The 17,356-nt window shown below is 74.0% G+C and carries 14 protein-coding genes; 6 read left to right on the top strand and 8 right to left on the bottom strand.

The features are described 5' to 3' along the window. Positions 1-3: 3 nt before the first annotated feature. Complete coding sequence (locus ACYVO2_RS01700) at positions 4-1,362, top strand: sensor histidine kinase (protein WP_461005687.1); 1,359 nt, start codon at positions 4-6, stop codon at positions 1,360-1,362. Here the strand turns inward: ACYVO2_RS01700 and ACYVO2_RS01695 are convergent. After that, on the bottom strand, positions 1,305-2,144 hold the full coding sequence (locus ACYVO2_RS01695; RefSeq protein ID WP_461005686.1) for a M23 family metallopeptidase: 840 nt from the start codon (positions 2,142-2,144) through the stop codon (positions 1,305-1,307). The genes ACYVO2_RS01700 and ACYVO2_RS01695 overlap by 58 nt on opposite strands. A gap of 654 nt (positions 2,145-2,798) precedes the next feature. On the opposite strand from ACYVO2_RS01695, the gene ACYVO2_RS01690 reads away from it, so the two are divergent. Further along, complete coding sequence (locus tag ACYVO2_RS01690) at positions 2,799-4,871, top strand: erythromycin esterase family protein (protein WP_461005685.1); 2,073 nt, start codon at positions 2,799-2,801, stop codon at positions 4,869-4,871. Positions 4,872-4,922: 51 nt separating this feature from the next. After that, entirely contained in the window at positions 4,923-5,588 is a 666-nt protein-coding gene (locus ACYVO2_RS01685) for a dienelactone hydrolase family protein (protein WP_461005769.1), read from the top strand. 20 nt (positions 5,589-5,608) lie between these two features. Here ACYVO2_RS01685 and ACYVO2_RS01680 read toward each other — a convergent pair whose 3' ends face one another. Further along, entirely contained in the window at positions 5,609-6,445 is an 837-nt protein-coding gene (locus ACYVO2_RS01680; RefSeq protein ID WP_461005684.1) for an alpha/beta fold hydrolase, read from the bottom strand. Positions 6,446-6,508: 63 nt separating this feature from the next. Between ACYVO2_RS01680 and ACYVO2_RS01675 the strand changes: the two genes are divergently transcribed. Together ACYVO2_RS01675 and ACYVO2_RS01670 are read left to right on the top strand one after the other, a co-directional pair. Next, complete coding sequence (locus ACYVO2_RS01675) at positions 6,509-7,033, top strand: GNAT family N-acetyltransferase (protein ID WP_461005683.1); 525 nt, start codon at positions 6,509-6,511, stop codon at positions 7,031-7,033. Positions 7,034-7,069: 36 nt separating this feature from the next. Then, positions 7,070-10,093: an NACHT domain-containing protein gene (locus tag ACYVO2_RS01670; RefSeq protein ID WP_461005682.1), complete on the top strand. Its 3,024-nt coding sequence runs from the start codon at positions 7,070-7,072 to the stop codon at positions 10,091-10,093. An 83-nt stretch (positions 10,094-10,176) separates the two neighbouring features. Here the strand turns inward: ACYVO2_RS01670 and ACYVO2_RS01665 are convergent, their stop codons facing one another. Continuing rightward, positions 10,177-12,693 (bottom strand): ATP-dependent Clp protease ATP-binding subunit, encoded by a 2,517-nt coding sequence (locus ACYVO2_RS01665; RefSeq protein WP_461005681.1) that lies wholly within the window; start codon positions 12,691-12,693, stop codon positions 10,177-10,179. 701 nt (positions 12,694-13,394) lie between these two features. On the opposite strand from ACYVO2_RS01665, the gene ACYVO2_RS01660 reads away from it, so the two are divergent. Then, a complete protein-coding gene (locus ACYVO2_RS01660) occupies positions 13,395-13,919 on the top strand; it encodes an SCO3374 family protein (protein WP_461005680.1) in 525 nt (174 codons plus the stop codon). Here the strand turns inward: ACYVO2_RS01660 and ACYVO2_RS01655 are convergent. The 5 genes from ACYVO2_RS01655 to lysX all read right to left on the bottom strand — a co-directional run bounded on the left by ACYVO2_RS01655 (position 13,898) and on the right by lysX (position 17,322). Next, the gene (locus ACYVO2_RS01655; RefSeq protein WP_461005679.1) at positions 13,898-14,245 is read right to left on the bottom strand and encodes a histone-like nucleoid-structuring protein Lsr2; all 348 of its coding nucleotides are present in this window, start codon (positions 14,243-14,245) and stop codon (positions 13,898-13,900) included. The two genes, ACYVO2_RS01660 and ACYVO2_RS01655, sit on opposite strands and share 22 nt — an antisense overlap. A gap of 175 nt (positions 14,246-14,420) precedes the next feature. Beyond that, positions 14,421-14,924 carry an amino-acid N-acetyltransferase gene (locus ACYVO2_RS01650; RefSeq protein WP_461005678.1) on the bottom strand — a complete coding sequence of 168 codons (504 nt, stop codon included), beginning with the start codon at positions 14,922-14,924 and terminating at the stop codon, positions 14,421-14,423. A gap of 9 nt (positions 14,925-14,933) precedes the next feature. Beyond that, positions 14,934-15,365 carry a BlaI/MecI/CopY family transcriptional regulator gene (locus ACYVO2_RS01645; protein ID WP_461005677.1) on the bottom strand — a complete coding sequence of 144 codons (432 nt, stop codon included), beginning with the start codon at positions 15,363-15,365 and terminating at the stop codon, positions 14,934-14,936. A 264-nt stretch (positions 15,366-15,629) separates the two neighbouring features. Next, positions 15,630-15,797 (bottom strand): hypothetical protein, encoded by a 168-nt coding sequence (locus ACYVO2_RS01640; protein WP_461005676.1) that lies wholly within the window; start codon positions 15,795-15,797, stop codon positions 15,630-15,632. Between the two features lie 4 nt (positions 15,798-15,801). After that, positions 15,802-17,322, bottom strand: a complete 1,521-nt coding sequence (gene lysX, locus ACYVO2_RS01635; RefSeq protein ID WP_461005675.1) for a bifunctional lysylphosphatidylglycerol synthetase/lysine--tRNA ligase LysX — start codon at positions 17,320-17,322, stop codon at positions 15,802-15,804. Positions 17,323-17,356: the final 34 nt, after the last annotated feature.

Raw genomic sequence — 17,356 nt, 5'->3', positions numbered from 1 at the left:
CGGGTGGCCCTCCGCCGCGCCGGGCTGCGCTGGAAGCTGAGCGCGGCCATCGCCCTGGTCTCTGCGCTGGTGGCGCTCTCCCTGGGCCTGCTGGTGCGGGACGCCGCCCGCGGCGCGCTGCTCGAGGGCTCCCGGGACGCGCAGGCCGAACGGCTCGAGGTCGCCGTGCGCGCCTACGCCGACGGCGGGCGGCCCGCCCTCGGCGCCCGGCTCGACGACCCGGCGCTGCCCGCGCCGCTGCGCCGGGCGGTGGCCCGCGGCGACCGGGCCACCTATGTGGAGCGGCGCGGCGGGCGGTCCGCGCGGGTGTGGGCGGCGGCGGCCGTGGACGGCGGGGTGCTGTCGCTGCGCGGCGGGTCCGACGGCCGGGACCGGGCGCTGCGGCGACTTGACCGCGCGCTGTGCGCCGGGTCGGCGGCGGTCGTGGCCGGCGGCACCGCGCTGGGCGTCCTCATCGGCTGGTACCTGTCCCGGCGGCCGCGCAAGGCGGCCGCCGCCGCCCGGGAGCTGGCCCGCGGGGACACCCGGGTGCGGGTGCGGGACGCGATCGGGCGGGGCGCCCGCGACGAGACCGGTGAGCTGGCGCACGCCGTGGATGCGCTCGCCGACGCGCTCCAGGAGCGCCTCGCGGCCGAGCGGCGGGTCACCGCCGACATCGCGCACGAGCTGCGCACCCCCGTCACCGGCCTGGTCACCGCCGCCGAGCTGCTGCCGCCGGGACGCCCCACCGAGCTGGTGCGCGACCGGGCGCGGGTGCTGCGCGCGCTCGTGGAGGACGTGCTCGAGGTGGCGCGGCCCGACGGGGCGGCCGAGCGGGCCGAGCTCCAGCAGGTGCCGCTGGGGGCGTTCGTCCGCGGCGCGGTGGCGCGGGCCCACCCGCAGGCCGGGGTCCTGGTGGCGGAGGAGGCCAGGGTGTGGACCGACCCGCGGCGCCTGGAGCGGATCCTGGGCAACCTGCTGGCCAACGCGCTGCGCCACGGCCGCCCGCCGGTGGAGGTGACCGTGCGGGGCCCGGTGCTGCGGGTGCGCGACCACGGGCCCGGGTTCCCCGGGCCGCTGCTGGCCGAGGGGCCGAGCCGGTTCCGCACCGGGACCGGCGACCACCGCGGCGGCGGGCACGGGCTCGGGCTGACGATCGCGCTGGGGCAGGCCCGGGTGCTCGGCGCCGGGCTCACCCTGCGCAACGCCGAGGACGGCGGCGCGGTGGCGGTGGTGCGGCTGCCCGGCACGCACGAGCCTCCGCCGCGCCGGGAGGCGGCGCGGCGGAGGCCGGTGGGCGATGGGCGGGGCGACGGGCGGGAGGGTCAGACCCCGACGCCGTGGCGGCGCAGGAACGACAGCGGCTCGACGGCCGAGCCGTAGGACGCGGTGGTGCGGATCTCGAAGTGCAGGTGCGGCCCGGTGGAGTTGCCGGTGTTGCCGGAGCGGCCCATCTCCTGGTTCACGCCCACGTGCTGGCCGGGGGCGACGGCGATCCGGGACAGGTGCGCGTACTGGCTGTACAGGCCGTTGGCGTGCCGGACGACGATGTTGTTGCCGTAGGCGCCGCCCCAGCCGGCCGTCACCACCACGCCGGCGTGCACGGCGCGCACCGGGGTGCCGGTGGGCACGGCGAAGTCCTGCCCGGAGTGCTTCGCGGACCAGCGGGCGCCGGACTGCGCGTAGCCCGCGCTGAGGCTGTAGCCGTTGACGGGGCGGGTCCAGCCGCTGGAGGAGACCTGGGCGGGGCGGGAGCGGGAGACGGCCTGCGTCACGGCCCGCTTCTTCACGGCCGCCTTGGCCGCCGCGGCCTTCTTCGCGTCCTCGGCCTTCCTGGCCTCCTCGGCCCTGCGGGCGTCCTCCGCCTTCCTGGCCTCCTCGGCCCGGCGCGCGGCCTGCGCGGCCTGCGCGGCCTTGCGGGCCTCGTCGGCCTCGCGGGCCTGCTCGGCCTTGCGGGCCGCCTCCGCCCGCGCGGCCTCGCGCTGCTCGGCCCGCTCGTGCTGGGCCCGCTCGGCGGAGGCCGTGTGCTCCTTGTGGTCCACCGACGCGACAGCCGCCACGGGTACGACCGCCAGTCCGACCGCCGCGCACGCCGACGCCGCGGTGAGTCGGACGCGGGCACGGGAGGTCAGGGCGGCGCGGGCCGTCTCGAGGGTTTTGCGCATAGGGGGTTAGCACCTTAACGACTGGGGGATGGCGTGGGACACGCCGGAACGAAACAGGGCAACGCGGTACAAGCCGCAGCGCCTGAACCTTTGTAGCCGCCGGGTCGGGCCCGGCCAAGAGGGGCATTTCCTAGGCCGGATAGTGGAATAACCACCGACCCGCCCGGCCCGGCGAACCCTCCGGGCCTTCGCGCGAACGTTCGACCCGAGGCGGGCTTCTATTCCTGGTAGTAGGCCCACCCCCGCCCGTGACACAGCTCACCGCGGAGGGGGCGGGAGCGGGGCCGACGGCCGGTGGGCCGCCGGGTGGGGAACAGCTCCGGCGAGAGCCGGAAGGCCGCGGTGGGCGGGCGGCCGGGCAGCCGGGCCCGGGACACCGGGGTGGTGGGGTGCCGGGCAGCCGGGCCGTCACGGCTCTGGGCCGCCGTCGCGGGGAGGGTCTGGGCGCCACAGGGCGGGCGACGTTCCCGCCCGCCTCCCCCACCGACGCCCCCGGTCGCCGATGCCTCGCCCTCCTCCCCCCCCCGACACCCCCGCCCCCGACACCCCGCCCACGGCGCCTCCGCCCCCTCCCCGTCGTTGGCGATTTGTCCCAGGTTGGTGGACTCTGGGAGCAGCGACTTCGGGTACGCCTCCGTGACGGAGGAGGGGCTGATGGCAGAGCGAGTGTTCCGTGACCGGAGGGAGGCGGGCCGGCTGCTCGCCGGGCACCTGGACCGGTACCGCCGCCGGCCCGACGTGCTGGTCCTCGGCCTGCCGCGGGGCGGGGTGCCGGTGGCGTTCGAGGTGGCCTCGGCCCTCGGCGCGCCGCTGGACGTCTTCCTCGTCCGCAAGCTCGGCGTCCCCCGCCACGAGGAGCTGGCCATGGGGGCGCTGGCCAGCGGCGGGGTGGTGGTGCTCAACGAGGACGTCGTCCAGGGGCTGGGGATCCCGCCCGGCACCGTGGAGCGGGTGGCCGAGCAGGAGGGCCGCGAGCTGCTGCGCCGGGAGCACGTCTACCGGGAGGGCCGCCCGCTGCCCGCCGTCGAGGGCCGGACCGTGCTCCTGGTGGACGACGGCCTGGCGACGGGCGCCAGCATGCGCGCCGCGGTGCAGGCGCTGGCGCGGCTCGGCCCGGCCCGGATCGTCGTCGCCGTGCCGACGGCCCCCGAGTCGGCCGCGGACGACCTGGAGGGGCAGGCCGACGAGGTGGTGTGCGCGATGACGCCGTCGCCCTTCGTCGCCGTCGGCGGGTCGTACTGGGACTTTACCCAGACCACCGACGCGGAGGTCCGCGAACTGCTGCGGGCCGCGGCCCGGGCGCGCCCGGTGCCCACGGCCCCCGACCCGCCCTCGTCGGCCGCGGCGCCCGCCCCGCCGCGGCGCACCGGCCGCGCCCCCGGCCCCGACCCGCGGGCCGTCGTGCACGCCGAGGCGCTGCCCGCGCGGGGCGGCGTGCCGTCCGACGAGGCCCTGTTCGCCCTGGTCGGCGACGCCAGGTTCGTGCTGATCGGGGAGGCGTCCCACGGCACCGAGGAGTTCTACGCGGCCCGGGCGCACATGACCCGGCGGCTGATCGAGGAGAAGGGCTTCACGGCCGTGGCCGTCGAAGGCGACTGGCCGGACGCCTACCGGGTCAACCGCCATGTGCGGGGCGGCGGCGGCGACGCGGGCCCCGAGGAGGCGCTGCGCGGCTTCACCCGCTTCCCGGCGTGGATGTGGCGCAACACGGTGGTGCTGGACTTCGTCCGCTGGCTGCGCGAGCACAACGAGCGGATCGCCGCGCCCGCGGAGCGGACCGGCTTCTACGGCCTCGACCTGTACAGCCTGCACCGCTCGGTCGCCGAGGTCGTGGCCTACCTGGACCGGGTGGACCCGCGGGCCGCGGCCCGGGCGCGGGCCCGCTACGCCTGCCTGGACCACTACGGCGCCGACGAGGACCCGCACGGTTACGGCCGCTCGGCCGCGTTCGGGGCGGGCGACGCCTGCGAGCGGGAGATGATCGAGCAACTGGTGGAGCTGCGCCGCGGCGCGCACGCGCACGCCCGGCGGGACGGGCTGCTCGCCGAGGACGAGCGGTTCGACGCGGAGCAGAACGCGCGCACCGTCCAGGACGCCGCCGAGTACTACCGGGCGATGTTCAGCCTGGAGGAGTCCACCTGGAACCTGCGCGACCGGCACATGGCCGACACCCTGCTGTCGCTGAGCACCCACCTGGGGCGGCTGCGCGGCGACGAGCTGTCGGCGAAGGTCGTGGTGTGGGCGCACAACTCGCACCTCGGCGACGCCCGCGCCACCGAGCCCGCCGCCCGCGGCGAGCTGAACCTGGGGCAGATCGTGCGGGAGCGCCACGGCGGCGACTGCCGCCTGATCGGCTTCTCCACCTACTCCGGCACCGTGACCGCGGCCGACAACTGGGACGCCCCCGCGGACCGCAAACGGGTGCGGCCCGCGCTGGACGACAGCGTGGAGAAGCTGCTCCACGAGGTGGGCCGCGGCGACTTCTGGCTGCCGTTCCCGTTCGCGCCGCGCTCCGCCGCCGCGCTGCGCCCCTCCCGCCTGGAGCGCGCGATCGGCGTGGTGTACCGGCCGCGCACGGAGCGGCTGAGCCACTACTTCCACGCCCGGGTGTCCGACCAGTTCGACGCGCTGGTGCACGTGGACCACACCCGGGCGCTTCAGCCGCTGGAGCGCTCGGCGGGCTGGGAGCGCGGCGAGCTGCCGGAGACCTACCCGTCCGCGGTCTGACGACCGCCCCCGACCCTGTCCGCCCTCCCGCTACCGCCGGTGGTGATGACGATGCCCGTCCTCCAGCAGAGCCTGCGTGTGCCCGTGCCCGGCGCGGTGCTCGACGCCGACGTCACCGTGCCCGACGGCGCGCCCGGCGCGGTGCTGTTCGCGCACGGCAGCGGCAGCAGCCGCCACAGCCCCCGCAACCGCTACGTGGCCGCCGAGCTGAACGCCGCCGGGCTCGCCACCGTCCTGGCCGACCTGCTCACCCGCGGGGAGGAGGAGGTGGACGGGCGCACCGGGCAACTGCGCTTCGACATCAACCTGCTGGCGCAGCGGGTGGCGGCGCTGACCGACTGGCTGGTGCAGCACCAGCCGTCCGCCCGCCGCGGGCTCGGCCTGTTCGGCGCCAGCACCGGGGCCGCGGCGGCCCTGGTGGCGGCGGCCAAGCGACCGGACACCGTCCGCACGGTGGTCTCCCGCGGCGGCCGCGCCGACCTGGCCCGGGACTTCCTGCCGCTGGTGGACTGCCCGACCCTGCTGATCGTCGGGGAGCGGGACGAGACCGTGATCGACCTCAACCGCCGGGCGATGCGCCGTCTGGCGGCCCGGGAGCAGCGCCTGGAGATCATCCCGGGCGCCTCGCACCTGTTCGAGGAGCCGGGCGCGCTGGAGCACGTCGCCAGGCTGGCCAAGGGGTGGTTCGCGGGGCATCTGCGTCCGGTGCCGTCCTGACCGGCCGGGCCACGGGGGGTTCAGTCCGCGGGGCGGCCGAGGAAGCGGAGCAGCTCGGCGGTCAGCTCGGCGGGCGCGTCCTCCTGCACCAGGTGGCCCGCCCCCTCGAGCACCCGCAGTCGCGCGTCCGGGAGCAGCTTCACCAGTTCCTCGCCGCGCTCCACCGGTATCCAGGAGTCCGCGCCGCCCCAGCACACCGTCACCGGCAGCCCGACGTCGCCGTACCGGCCCTGGATGTCGTCGGTGTACCGCTGGTCGTTCTGGGCGATCTGCCGGTAGAACGCGGGCTGGCCCTCCGCGCCGAGCCACGGCTCCACCAGCCGGTCCAGCACCTCCTCCCGCAGCCCGACGGCGCTGGCCGAGCCGATGTACTCGCGCACCAGCGCCCGGTGCAGCGCGCCGGGCAACCGCTCGAAGACCTCGGCGCTCTCCTGGACCAGCCGGAAGAACGACGACCCCCACGGCGCCACCGCCACCGGGTCGACCAGCGCCAGCCGCGCGTACCGCGCCCCGTGCAGCAGTCGCGCCCGCAGCGCCACCGCCCCGCCGAAGTCGTGCGCCACGACGGACGGCGCCTCCAGGCCCCAGTGGTCGAGCAGCTCCACGAACACCCTGCCCTGCGCGGCCAGCGACACGTCCTGCCCGGTGCGCTTCTCCGACGCGCCGTACCCCGGCATGTCCCACACGAACACCCGGAACCGCCGGGCCAGCGCCCGGGCCACGCCCCGCCACACGTACGAGGAGAACGGCGTGCCGTGCAGCAGCACCACGGGCTCCCCCGCCTCCCCCAGACGCTCCCACCGCACCTGCCCGCAGGCGCTGGCGAAGCTCCGCCCCAACCGCCACTCCTCGGCCATCCGCGTCCTCCTCATCGGCTCGCTCCGGGACGCGGGGCGCCCTACCCCGGCACCATGGGGCCCATGCCCCCTCTCCCGCACCCTCACCCGATCCCCACCGGCCGTCTCACCCTGCTTCCCCTGCGCCCCGGCCACGCGCGGGAGATGACGGCCGTGCTGGCCGACCCGGACCTGTACGTCTTCACCGGCGGCGCCCCGCCCACGGAGGACTTCCTGCGCGCCCGCTACGAGCGCTGGGACGCGGGCTCCGGCGACCCGGCCACGGCCTGGCTGAACTGGGTGATCCACCTGCGCGAGGAGGACCGGCTCGCGGGCACCGTCCAGGCGACCGTCACCCCGGAGGCGGCGGAGGTCGCCTGGGTGGTCGGCGCCCCGTGGCAGGGGCGCGGCATCGCCAAGGAGGCGGCGCGGGCGCTGGTGGCGTGGCTGGGCGCGCAGGGGGTGCGCACGGTCGTGGCGCACATCCGCCCCGACCACCTCGCGTCGTCGGCGGTCGCCGCGGCGGCCGGGCTCTCCCCCACCGGCGAACACCAGGACGGCGAGGTCAGGTGGCGGGGACCGGCGCCGGGGCGGGGGAGCCTCCTCTAGCCTGCTGCCAGGCCATCAGCTTCACCTGGGGGGAACGTGGAACCTGGCGCTCTGGGCATCACCGTCCGGCTGGCCTCGTCCGTGGCGGCGCCGCTGGTGCGGAAGCTGTTCGCCCAGCCGGGCCGCGGGGCGGGCCTGGTGGACCGGCCGGTGCGGATATCCGGCCTGGTGGCGTGGCGCGGGGAGCACCGCAGCCTGTCGGAGAAGGACGTCCGCAAGCTCGTGGCGGAGCTGGTGCGGCGGGCGGCGGACGTGCCCACGGGCGAGGATACGGCGCTGGTCGACGCCCTCACCACGACGCTGCTGGCGCTCGGCCGGATCGAGATGGACGATGTGCAGGCCGTGCGGCTGGGCCACCGGGCGTTCGCCCGGCTGCTGCGGCAGCACGTCCCGGCCGACGTCGACCGGGACCTGAGCGCCGACGGCAGCGCCCGGTACGTGGCGCTGCTCGAACTGAGCTGCCTGCACGTCCTGCACTTCTTCACCCAGCGGTCCACGTTCGTCGCCCGGACGCTGGTGGAGCAGAGCAGGCAGCTCGGGGACGTGGTGGAGAAGCTGGACCTGCTGCTGGAGCGACTGCCGCACCCCTCCGTCAAGGACGCCGCGTTCGAACGCCGCTACCACCAGTACGTCGCCCGGAAGCACGGCACACTGACGATCTTCGGCCTCGACCTGCGGTCCCAGGCGCAGTGGCCGCTGGACTCGGCGTATCTGAGCCTGGAGGCCGCGCCCGCGGAGGAGTGGCGGGAGCCGCCCGGCATGCCGCAGGCCGGTCCCGGGCCGCAGCGGGCCGACCGGGCGCTCGCCGGGCGGCGGCGGGTGCTGCTGCGCGGGGTCGCCGGGTCGGGGAAGACCACGCTGGTGCAGTGGCTGGCGGTGTCGGCGGCGCGGCAGGACGTCACGACGTGCCTGCCGCACCTGCTGGGAAAGGTGCCGTTCGTGCTGCCGCTGCGGACGGTGGTGCGGCGGGGCGAGCTGCCGGACCCCGCCGGGTTCCTGCGCTCCACCGGCAACCCGCTGGACGGGGCCCAGCCGGAGGGGTGGGCGGACCGGGTGCTGGCGGCCGGGCGGGGGCTGCTGCTGGTGGACGGCATCGACGAGATCCCCGAGCGGGAGCGGGAGCGCACCCGGGCCTGGCTGCGGGACCTGCTGATCGCCTACCCGGACAACCTGTGGCTGGTCACCTCCCGGCCCGCCGCGGTCGGGGACGGCTGGCTGGCCGGGGAGGACTTCACCGAGCTCACCCTCAGCCCGATGACCCGGGCGGAGGTCACCACGTTCGTGGAGCGCTGGCACAACGCGGCCCGGTCCACGGCCGCGGACGAGGAGGAGCGGGCGCGGCTCGACGACTTCCAGGGGCGGCTGCTGGAGACCCTGCACCGCAAGCAGGACCTGTCCCGGCTGGCGACGAACCCGCTGATGTGCGGCCTGATCTGCGCCCTGCACCGGGAGCGGCGCGCCCATCTCCCCCGGGGCCGCAAGGAGCTGTACGACGCGGCCCTGTCGATGCTGCTGGCCCGCCGGGACGTGGAGCGGGACATCGGCAACCCGGACGGGATCTGGGTCTCCGAGGAGGCGCAGGTCCAGTTGCTCCAGCGGCTGGCGTACTGGCTGATCCGCAACGGCCAGGCGGAGCTGGAGCACGACCTGGCGGTGGAGCTGATCGCGGACGCGCTGCCGTCGATGCCCGCCGTCGCCGAGCAGGGGGACGCGGCGGCGGTCCTGCGGCACCTGCTGGTGCGCAGCGGCATGTTGCTGCGGCCCACCCCGGACTCCGTGGTGTTCGTGCACCGCACCTTCCAGGACTTCCTCGGCGGGAAGGCCGCCGTGGAGGCGCGGGACTTCGACCTCATGGCGCGGAACGCCCACGACGACCAGTGGGAGGACGTCATCCGCATGGCGGTCGCGCACGCGCGGCCGGACGAGCGGGCCCGGCTGCTGAAGAAGATCGTCACCCGCGGGGACAAGGTGAAGTCCCACCGCACCCGGCTGCACCTGCTGGCCATGGCCTGCCTGGAGCACGCCACCGAGCTGGACCCGGCGGTGCGGCGGGCGGTGGAGGAGCGGGCGGCGGCGCTGATCCCGCCGGGGAGCACCGAGGAGGCGGGCGCGCTGGCCGCCGCGGGAAGCGTCGTCCTGGAGCTGCTGCCCGGCCCGGACGGCCTGTCCGACGAGCAGGCGTGGGCCACCGTGGTCGCCGCCTCCACGATCCGCTCGGACGCCGCCGTGCCCGTGCTCGCCCGGTTCCGCTCGCACCCAGCGCTGCTGGTGCGCAGCCAGCTCGCCTGGGCGTGGCACCGCTACGACACCGGCCTGTACGGGCGGGAGGTCATCGCGGGCCTCGACCCCGAGGGCCTGTACTTCGTGGCCAAGTCCGCCGAGGAGCTGCGCGTCCTGCACGGCCTGGGCCCGCGCCCCCTGATGCGGGTGCACGGCTCGTTCCCGGACGAGGTCCTGCGGGAGAACCTGCACGTCGAGCAGCTCACCGGGCTGTACCTGTACGACAACGGCGCCCTGCGCGCGTTCGACTGGCTGGGCGCCGCCACGAGGCTCGGCGAACTGGGCCTCATCCGGTGCACCGCGGCGGAGAGCCTGGCGCCCGTGGTCCCGACGGGACTCACTCGGCTGCACCTGCACGACAACCACCCGCGGGTGCTGACGGCGCTGCCCGCGTTCACCTCGCTCACCACGCTGTGGATCGGGCAGCCGCTCCCGGGCGGCGACCTGCTCGCCGCGCTGCCGCGGGACGCCCCGCTGCGCGAGCTGCTCTTCGGCAACGGCGCCCTCATGCGGACCGGTCTTCGCGGCATCACCCACTGGGCCACGCTCGAATGTCTCGCCGTGGCGCCCGAGGCCGGTGAGCCGACCCCCGCCGACTGGGCCGAGCTGACCGACCTGCCGAAACTGACCACCCTGTCGGTCGACCCGGTGGCGCTGCGCACCGCCGAGGAGCCGCTGCCCACCGTCCGCACCGTGCGCCTGTACGGCTCCGAGGCGGACGCCGCCGATCACCTCGACCACGTCCGGCGGATCCTGCCCGACGCCGCCGTGGAGTTCTGAGGTCCTCCGGCAACGCGAAAGCCCCGGCCCGCGTCTCCGCGGGCCGGGGCCCTCACCTGGTGTCCGTCGACCGGATCCGGTGCCTACTCCTTCGACAGGTTCGGCCCGGAGTCGGCCGCCTCGACCGGCGGGGTGTCCGGCAGGGCCGCCTTCTCCTCGCCGAGGAAGGTGAACTTCGCCGACTCGCCCTCGCCCTCGGTGTCCACCACCACGATGTGGCCGGGGCGCAGCTCGCCGAAGAGGATCTTCTCGGAGAGCTGGTCCTCGATCTCGCGCTGGATGGTGCGGCGCAGCGGGCGGGCGCCCAGGACCGGGTCGTAGCCGCGCTTGGCGAGCAACTGCTTGGCCGCGGGCCGCAGCTCCAGGCCCATGTCGCGGTCCTTGAGGCGCTCGTCGACCTTGGCGGCCATCAGGTCCACGATCCGGATGATGTCTTCCTCGGACAACTGGTGGAAGACGACGATGTCGTCCACACGGTTGAGGAACTCGGGCCGGAAGTGCTGCTTGAGCTCCTCGCCGACCTTGGCCTTCATCCGCTCGTACCCGGTCTTGACGTCGCCCGCGGCGGCGAAGCCGAGGTTGAAGCCCTTGGAGATGTCCCGGGTGCCGAGGTTGGTGGTCATGATGATGACCGTGTTCTTGAAGTCGACGACCCGGCCCTGGCTGTCGGTGAGACGGCCGTCCTCCAGGATCTGGAGCAGGGAGTTGAAGATGTCCGGGTGCGCCTTCTCGACCTCGTCGAACAGGACCACCGAGAACGGCTTGCGGCGCACCTTCTCGGTGAGCTGGCCGCCCTCCTCGTAGCCCACGTAGCCGGGGGGCGAGCCGAAGAGCCGGGAGACGGTGTGCTTCTCCGAGAACTCCGACATGTCGAGCTGGATCAGCGCGTCCTCGTCGCCGAAGAGGAACTCGGCGAGGGTCTTGCTGAGCTCGGTCTTACCCACACCGGACGGGCCGGCGAAGATGAACGAGCCACCGGGGCGCTTGGGGTCCTTCAGGCCAGCCCGGGTGCGCCGGATGGCCTGCGACAGCGCCCGGATCGCGTCCTTCTGGCCGATGACGCGCTTGTGGAGCTCGTCCTCCATGCGGAGCAGCCGCGAGGACTCCTCCTCGGTGAGCTTGAAGACGGGGATGCCGGTCGCGGTCGCGAGGACCTCGGCGATCAGCTCCTCGTCCACCTCGGCGACGACGTCCATGTCGCCGGCCTTCCACTCCTTCTCCCGCTTGGCCTTCGCGGCGAGGAGCTGCTTCTCCTTGTCGCGCAGGGACGCGGCCTTCTCGAAGTCCTGCGAGTCGATCGCGGACTCCTTCTCCCGGCGCACGTCGGCGATCTTCTCGTCGAACTCGCGCAGGTCCGGCGGAGCGGTCATGCGGCGGATGCGCATCCGGGAGCCGGCCTCGTCGATGAGGTCGATGGCCTTGTCCGGCAGGAAGCGGTCGGAGATGTAGCGGTCGGCCAGGGTCGCGGCGGCCACCAGGGCGGCGTCCGTGATGGACACGCGGTGGTGCGCCTCGTAGCGGTCGCGCAGGCCCTTGAGGATCTCGATGGTGTGCGGGAGCGACGGCTCGGCGACCTGGATGGGCTGGAAGCGGCGCTCCAGCGCGGCGTCCTTCTCCAGGTGCTTGCGGTACTCGTCGAGAGTGGTCGCGCCGATGGTCTGGAGCTCGCCGCGGGCCAGCATCGGCTTGAGGATGCTGGCGGCGTCGATCGCGCCCTCGGCGGCGCCCGCGCCCACCAGGGTGTGCAGCTCGTCGATGAACAGGATGATGTCGCCGCGGGTGCGGATCTCCTTGAGCACCTTCTTCAGGCGCTCCTCGAAGTCACCGCGGTAGCGGGACCCGGCCACCAGGGCGCCGAGGTCCAGCGTGTAGAGCTGCTTGTCCTTCAGCGTCTCGGGCACCTCGCCCTTGACGATGGCCTGGGCGAGCCCCTCCACGACGGCGGTCTTGCCGACGCCGGGTTCACCGATGAGAACGGGGTTGTTCTTCGTACGGCGGGAGAGGACCTGCATGACCCGCTCGATCTCCTTCTCGCGCCCGATCACCGGGTCGAGCTTGGACTCACGAGCGGCCTGGGTCAGATTGCGGCCGAACTGGTCGAGCACGAGGGAGGTCGAGGGCGTGCCCTCGGCCGGGCCGCCCGCGGTGGCGGCCTCCTTGCCCTGGTAACCGGAGAGCAACTGGATGACCTGCTGCCGCACCCGGTTCAGATCGGCGCCCAGCTTCACGAGGACCTGGGCGGCCACGCCCTCGCCCTCGCGGATCAGGCCGAGCAGGATGTGCTCGGTGCCGATGTAGTTGTGGCCGAGCTGAAGGGCCTCGCGGAGGGAGAGCTCCAGGACCTTCTTGGCACGGGGGGTGAAGGGGATGTGGCCCGAAGGGGCCTGCTGCCCCTGGCCGATGATCTCCTCCACCTGCTGGCGGACCGCCTCGAGCGAAATCCCGAGGCTCTCCAGGGCCTTCGCAGCGACACCCTCACCCTCGTGGATCAGGCCCAGGAGGATGTGCTCAGTACCGATGTAGTTGTGGTTGAGCATCCGGGCCTCTTCTTGGGCCAGGACGACAACCCGCCGCGCGCGGTCGGTGAACCTCTCGAACATCGTTTATCGCTCCTCAGAGCGGTCGGGCAGATCGGGGACGGTCCCCTCCCTGTCCTTCCGCATGCTAGTCCCGGGGAAGGGACAGCTCACTTCAACCGTCGACTCCTGCCCGGGGGCTTGAGCCCGCGACAGCCGACAACAGCTCCAACCCGATCCTCCGAGACGATGTTCCCGCAGGCCAGACAGATGCACTTCTTTGTAGTACGCCCGTGGCGAACGCTCGTCCCGATACGCCGACTGCTAACCGACTCTTACCCGCCCAGCGTGGCGAACCATGCGGCGCGAACGGACCGTATCCGCTACTGGCGAACAACGGTGCGCCCTTGCCGTATTCCGGCGCGCTACCACGCTGGGCGAGGGACCGGCAACCCGGAGTGGCCGCTTGTCACCTTCCGTGTCCTGCCCCCGGGGGATCGCGTTCCCAGGGCATGACAGGAGTAACGACGACAACGCCGGCCGCGGCGGTTTCCTTCCCCGGGCGCGTGGAGCCGGGGCGGGCGGACGCGGAGGCGGTCGCCGCCTGGTACCGGGAGCTGCTGGGCTGGCCCGCCACCGTCCGCGCCGTGGGCCCCGCGGCCACCTGGAGACCCGCCGGCACCGGGAGCACCACCGGGGGCGTGGAGGAGGACGGCGGAGGTGCGGCGGGTGGCGGGTGCACGGAAGGAGGGGAGTGCGGGGTTCGGGGGGTTCGCGCGGTACGTGTGGAATTGCTCACAGGGGTGTGCTTCGACGCCTTGGACGTGCCGCTGGCGGCGGGGCTCGCCGTGCTGGGCAGGCTCGGCGGGGCCGGGACGGGCCCGGTCGCGGCCGGGGAGGGCCGGGTGTGGTTCCTCGCCGCCCCGGGGAGCGCCGAGGAGCTGCCCGGGCTGCTGGACTGGCTGGACTGGGGCGGGATCGCGCTCGACCTGGTGGCGCGGGGGACGGGCGGGCGCCTGCCCGCGCCGGCCCCGCCCGACGCGGCGCACCGCCTTCCCGTCCCCGCGCCGCGCGTCCCCGCCTCCCGGCCCCGGGAGGCCGCCGACCGGGCGCTGCCGGTGTGGGTGCGGCCTCCCCGGCCGGGTCAGGAGGCCGTCCTGCCCGCGGCGGGGCTGCCGGGCGCGCGGCGCACCGGGTCCCCCGATCTGGTGCGCCTGGTCGCGGCGGCCGCCGACGCGTGCCACCGGGCCCGGCTGTTCCCCGCGCCGCCGCGGAGACGGTCCTCCGATCAGGCGTGCGCCTTCTCGTAGGCCTCGCGGATGCTGGCGGGCACGCGCCCGCGGTCGTTGACCTCGTAGCCGTTCTCCTTCGCCCAGGCACGGATCTTGGCCGTGTCCTGGCTGGACCCGCCGCCGCCCGAGGCTCCGCGCCCGCCGCGGCCGCGGCCGCGCCCGGCCCGGCCGCCGGTCTTGCGGCCGCTGTCCACGTACGGGGAGAGCAGCTTGCGCAGCTTGTCCGCATTCTCCGTGGTGAGATCAATCTCGTACGAAACACCGTCGAGAGCGAACGTCACCGTCTCGTCCGCCTCGCCGCCGTCGAGGTCGTCCACTAGAAGGACCTGAACCTTCTGTGCCACCGGCTTCCCTTTCCTCCAAAACGGATTACCTGGGAAAAGGAAACCGCCTTTCGCGGGAAAACTCAAACCCCTGGGCGGGATCCGTCGGGAGCAAGCGGGATGCAAGGGGGACATACCCGCTCCCCGGCAAGGCCCCACTTCCCCTCCCGCACTCGCCCGCCTCTCGCCACGGCCCTCAGAGCTGGAGTAGCATCCGGCTGTTGCCCAAGGTGTTCGGCTTCACTCGTTCGAGGTCCAGGAACTCGGCCACACCCTCGTCATAGGAACGCAGCAGCTCGGCGTACACATCCCCGTCCACCGGGGTCTCGCCGATCTCCACGAAGCCGTGCTTCGAGAAGAACTCCACTTCGAAGGTCAGACAGAAAATTCGGCGAACGCCGAGCCAGCGGGCCGTCGCCACAAGCTTGTCGAGAAGGCGGTGGCCGACCCGCTGGCCGCGGTGCGCGGGGTCCACGGCCAGGGTGCGCACCTCCGCGAGGTCCTCCCACATCACGTGGAGGGCGCCGCAGCCGACGACCTCCCCGTCGAGGTCCCGTTCGGCGACCCAGAACTCCTGGACGTCTTCGTAAAGGGTGACGGTGGGCTTGTCGAGGAGGATGCGGTCCTTGGAGTAGCGGTCCACGAGGCGGCGCACGGCGGGGACATCGCCGGTCCTGGCTCGCCGGATGGTGATTTCCATGCGGCGACGCTATCGCTCCGGACGGCCGTGGAGTTCGGCGGGATCCGCGGCGGCCCGGGCCCGCGGGCCCGTGGCGGGGTCGGCGGCGGGCACAACTCGCAATGCGTCCCGCAGGGCCTCGAGCTGTTCCGGCGACATCATGCCGAAGAAGTGGACGAGGGCGGCGGCGGGGTTGTCGCTGGTTGCCCAGGCGTCGTTCATCAGGGCGGCGACGTACGCCTCGCGCGTGGAAACCGCCTCATACCGATAGGCGCGGCCTTCCCGTTCCCTGCGGAGCCAGCCCTTGTGATGGAGGTTGTCCATTACCGTCATCACGGTCGTGTAGGCGATGCTCCGGGTGCGCTGAAGATCTTCGAGCACTTCACGAACCGTGACCGGACGGTTCCACTCCCATACCCGCGTCATCACCGCGTCTTCCAGCGCACCGAGCCGCCGGGCCATGGCGATCGCCTCCTCACGGAATTCTCGGGCCGGATCCGAAATGTGGCGATTGCAACCTTTTCTGCCCCGAATAATGACAAACCCTCGGGAGGATGGCCACCGGTGAGGCCGGGCGTGTCGGGCCGGGACGCGCCGGGAGCGCGGCCGGGCTGCGGCAGGGGCGCCGCCGACGGGCCGTGGAGCGCGCACGGCCCCCGGCGGACCGGTCTCGGGGACCTGGGCCGCCGGGGGCCGTCGCGGGCGCGGAACGGGCCGCTGGGGCCGCTAGGGGCGCTGGGCCTGCTGCTCGGCCTGGGCCGCCAGGGCGGCGTCCACGGCCGCGTCCTCCTTGGTCCGGTTGGTTCCGCCCTGGCTCTTGAGAATGGTGCGGATGACGAGGGTGAACGCCACGGCCATCACGGCGGGCGGGATCAGGGCGGCCAGGTAGTCCACGGCTCTAGGCTCCTTCGGGCTTGACGAGCGGGAAAAGCACCGTCTCACGGATGTTCTTGCCGGTGAGCAGCATGATGAGCCGGTCCACGCCGAGGCCCATGCCCCCCGTGGGCGGCATGCCGTACTCCAGGGCGCGCAGGAAGTCCTCGTCCAACTGCATCGCCTCGGGGTCGCCGCCCGCGGCCAGCAGGGACTGGGCGGTCAGGCGGGCCCGCTGCTCCAGCGGGTCGATCAGCTCGGAGTAGGCGGTGGCCAGCTCCGTGCCGAAGATCATCAGGTCCCACTTCTCGGCGACGCCCGGCACGCTGCGGTGGGCGCGGGTGAGCGGGGAGACCTCCACCGGGTAGTCCTTGATGAAGGTCGGCTCGACGGCGCTCTCCTCCAGCAGCCGCTCCACCATCTCCAGCACGATCTGCCCGTGGCCCCAGCCCGGCTCATGGGGCACGCCTGCCGCGTCGGCGAGCTTGCGCAGCTCCTCCACGCCGGTCTGCGGGGTGACCTCGGTGCCCAGGCGCTCGGAGATGCCGCCGTAGACGGTGATCTCGCGCCAGGGCTCGGCCAGGTCCACCTCGCGCACGTTGCCCTCGGCGTCGGTGCCGCGGATGACGGTGGTGCCGAGCGCGTCCCTGGCGGCGTTGATCACCAGGGCGCGGGTCAGCTCCGCCTGGGTGTGGTAGTCGCCGTACGCCTCGTAGGACTCCAGGGCGGTGAACTCCGGGTTGTGGGTGGCGTCCGCGCCCTCGTTGCGGAAGTTCCGGTTGATCTCGAAGACCTTCTCGGCGCCGCCCACCATCAGCCGCTTGAGGTACAGCTCGGTGGCGATGCGCAGGTACAGGTCGATGTCGTACGCGTTGATGTGCGTGACGAACGGCCTGGCGTTGGCGCCGCCGTGCACCGGCTGGAGCATCGGCGTCTCGACCTCGAGGTAGCCGCGCTCCTCGTAGGTGGTGCGCAGCGAGCGCAGCACCCGGGTGCGCAGGTGCAGGATCTCCCGCATCTCCGGGTTGACGATCAGGTCCACGTACCGCTGGCGGACCCGCGCCTCCGGGTCGGTGAGGCCCTTGTGCTTGTCCGGCAGCGGGCGCAGGCACTTGGCGGTGAGCTCCCAGCGGTCCACCAGCACGGACAGCTCGCCGCGCCTGGAGGTGATCACCTCGCCCTCGACGCCGACGTGGTCGCCGAGGTCGATGTCCCGCTTCCACTCGGTGAGGCGCTCCTCGCCGAGCTTGTCCAGGGAGAGCATGACCTGGAGGTCGCCGGTGCCGTCCCGCAGGGTGGCGAAGCAGAGTTTGCCGCCGTGCCGGCTCAGCACGACCCGTCCGGTGACGCCCGCCCGCTCGCCGGTGGCGGTGTCGGGGGGCAGGTCGGGGTGCTTGGCCCGCAGATCCGCGAGGGTGGTGGTGCGCGGGAAGCCGACCGGGTACGGGTCGACGCCCGCGGCCCGGAGGCGGTCCAGCTTCTCGCGCCGGATCCGCATCTGCTCCGGAAGGTCGTCGGCAGCGGGGGCGGTGGTCTGCTCTGTCACGCGCACAAGGGTAACGAGGCGCGGCGGCCGGGAG

The organism is Streptomyces capparidis (assembly GCF_054782095.1).
The sequence above is the reverse complement of the archived record's forward strand: the minus strand, read 5'-3'. Positions and strand labels throughout refer to the sequence as shown.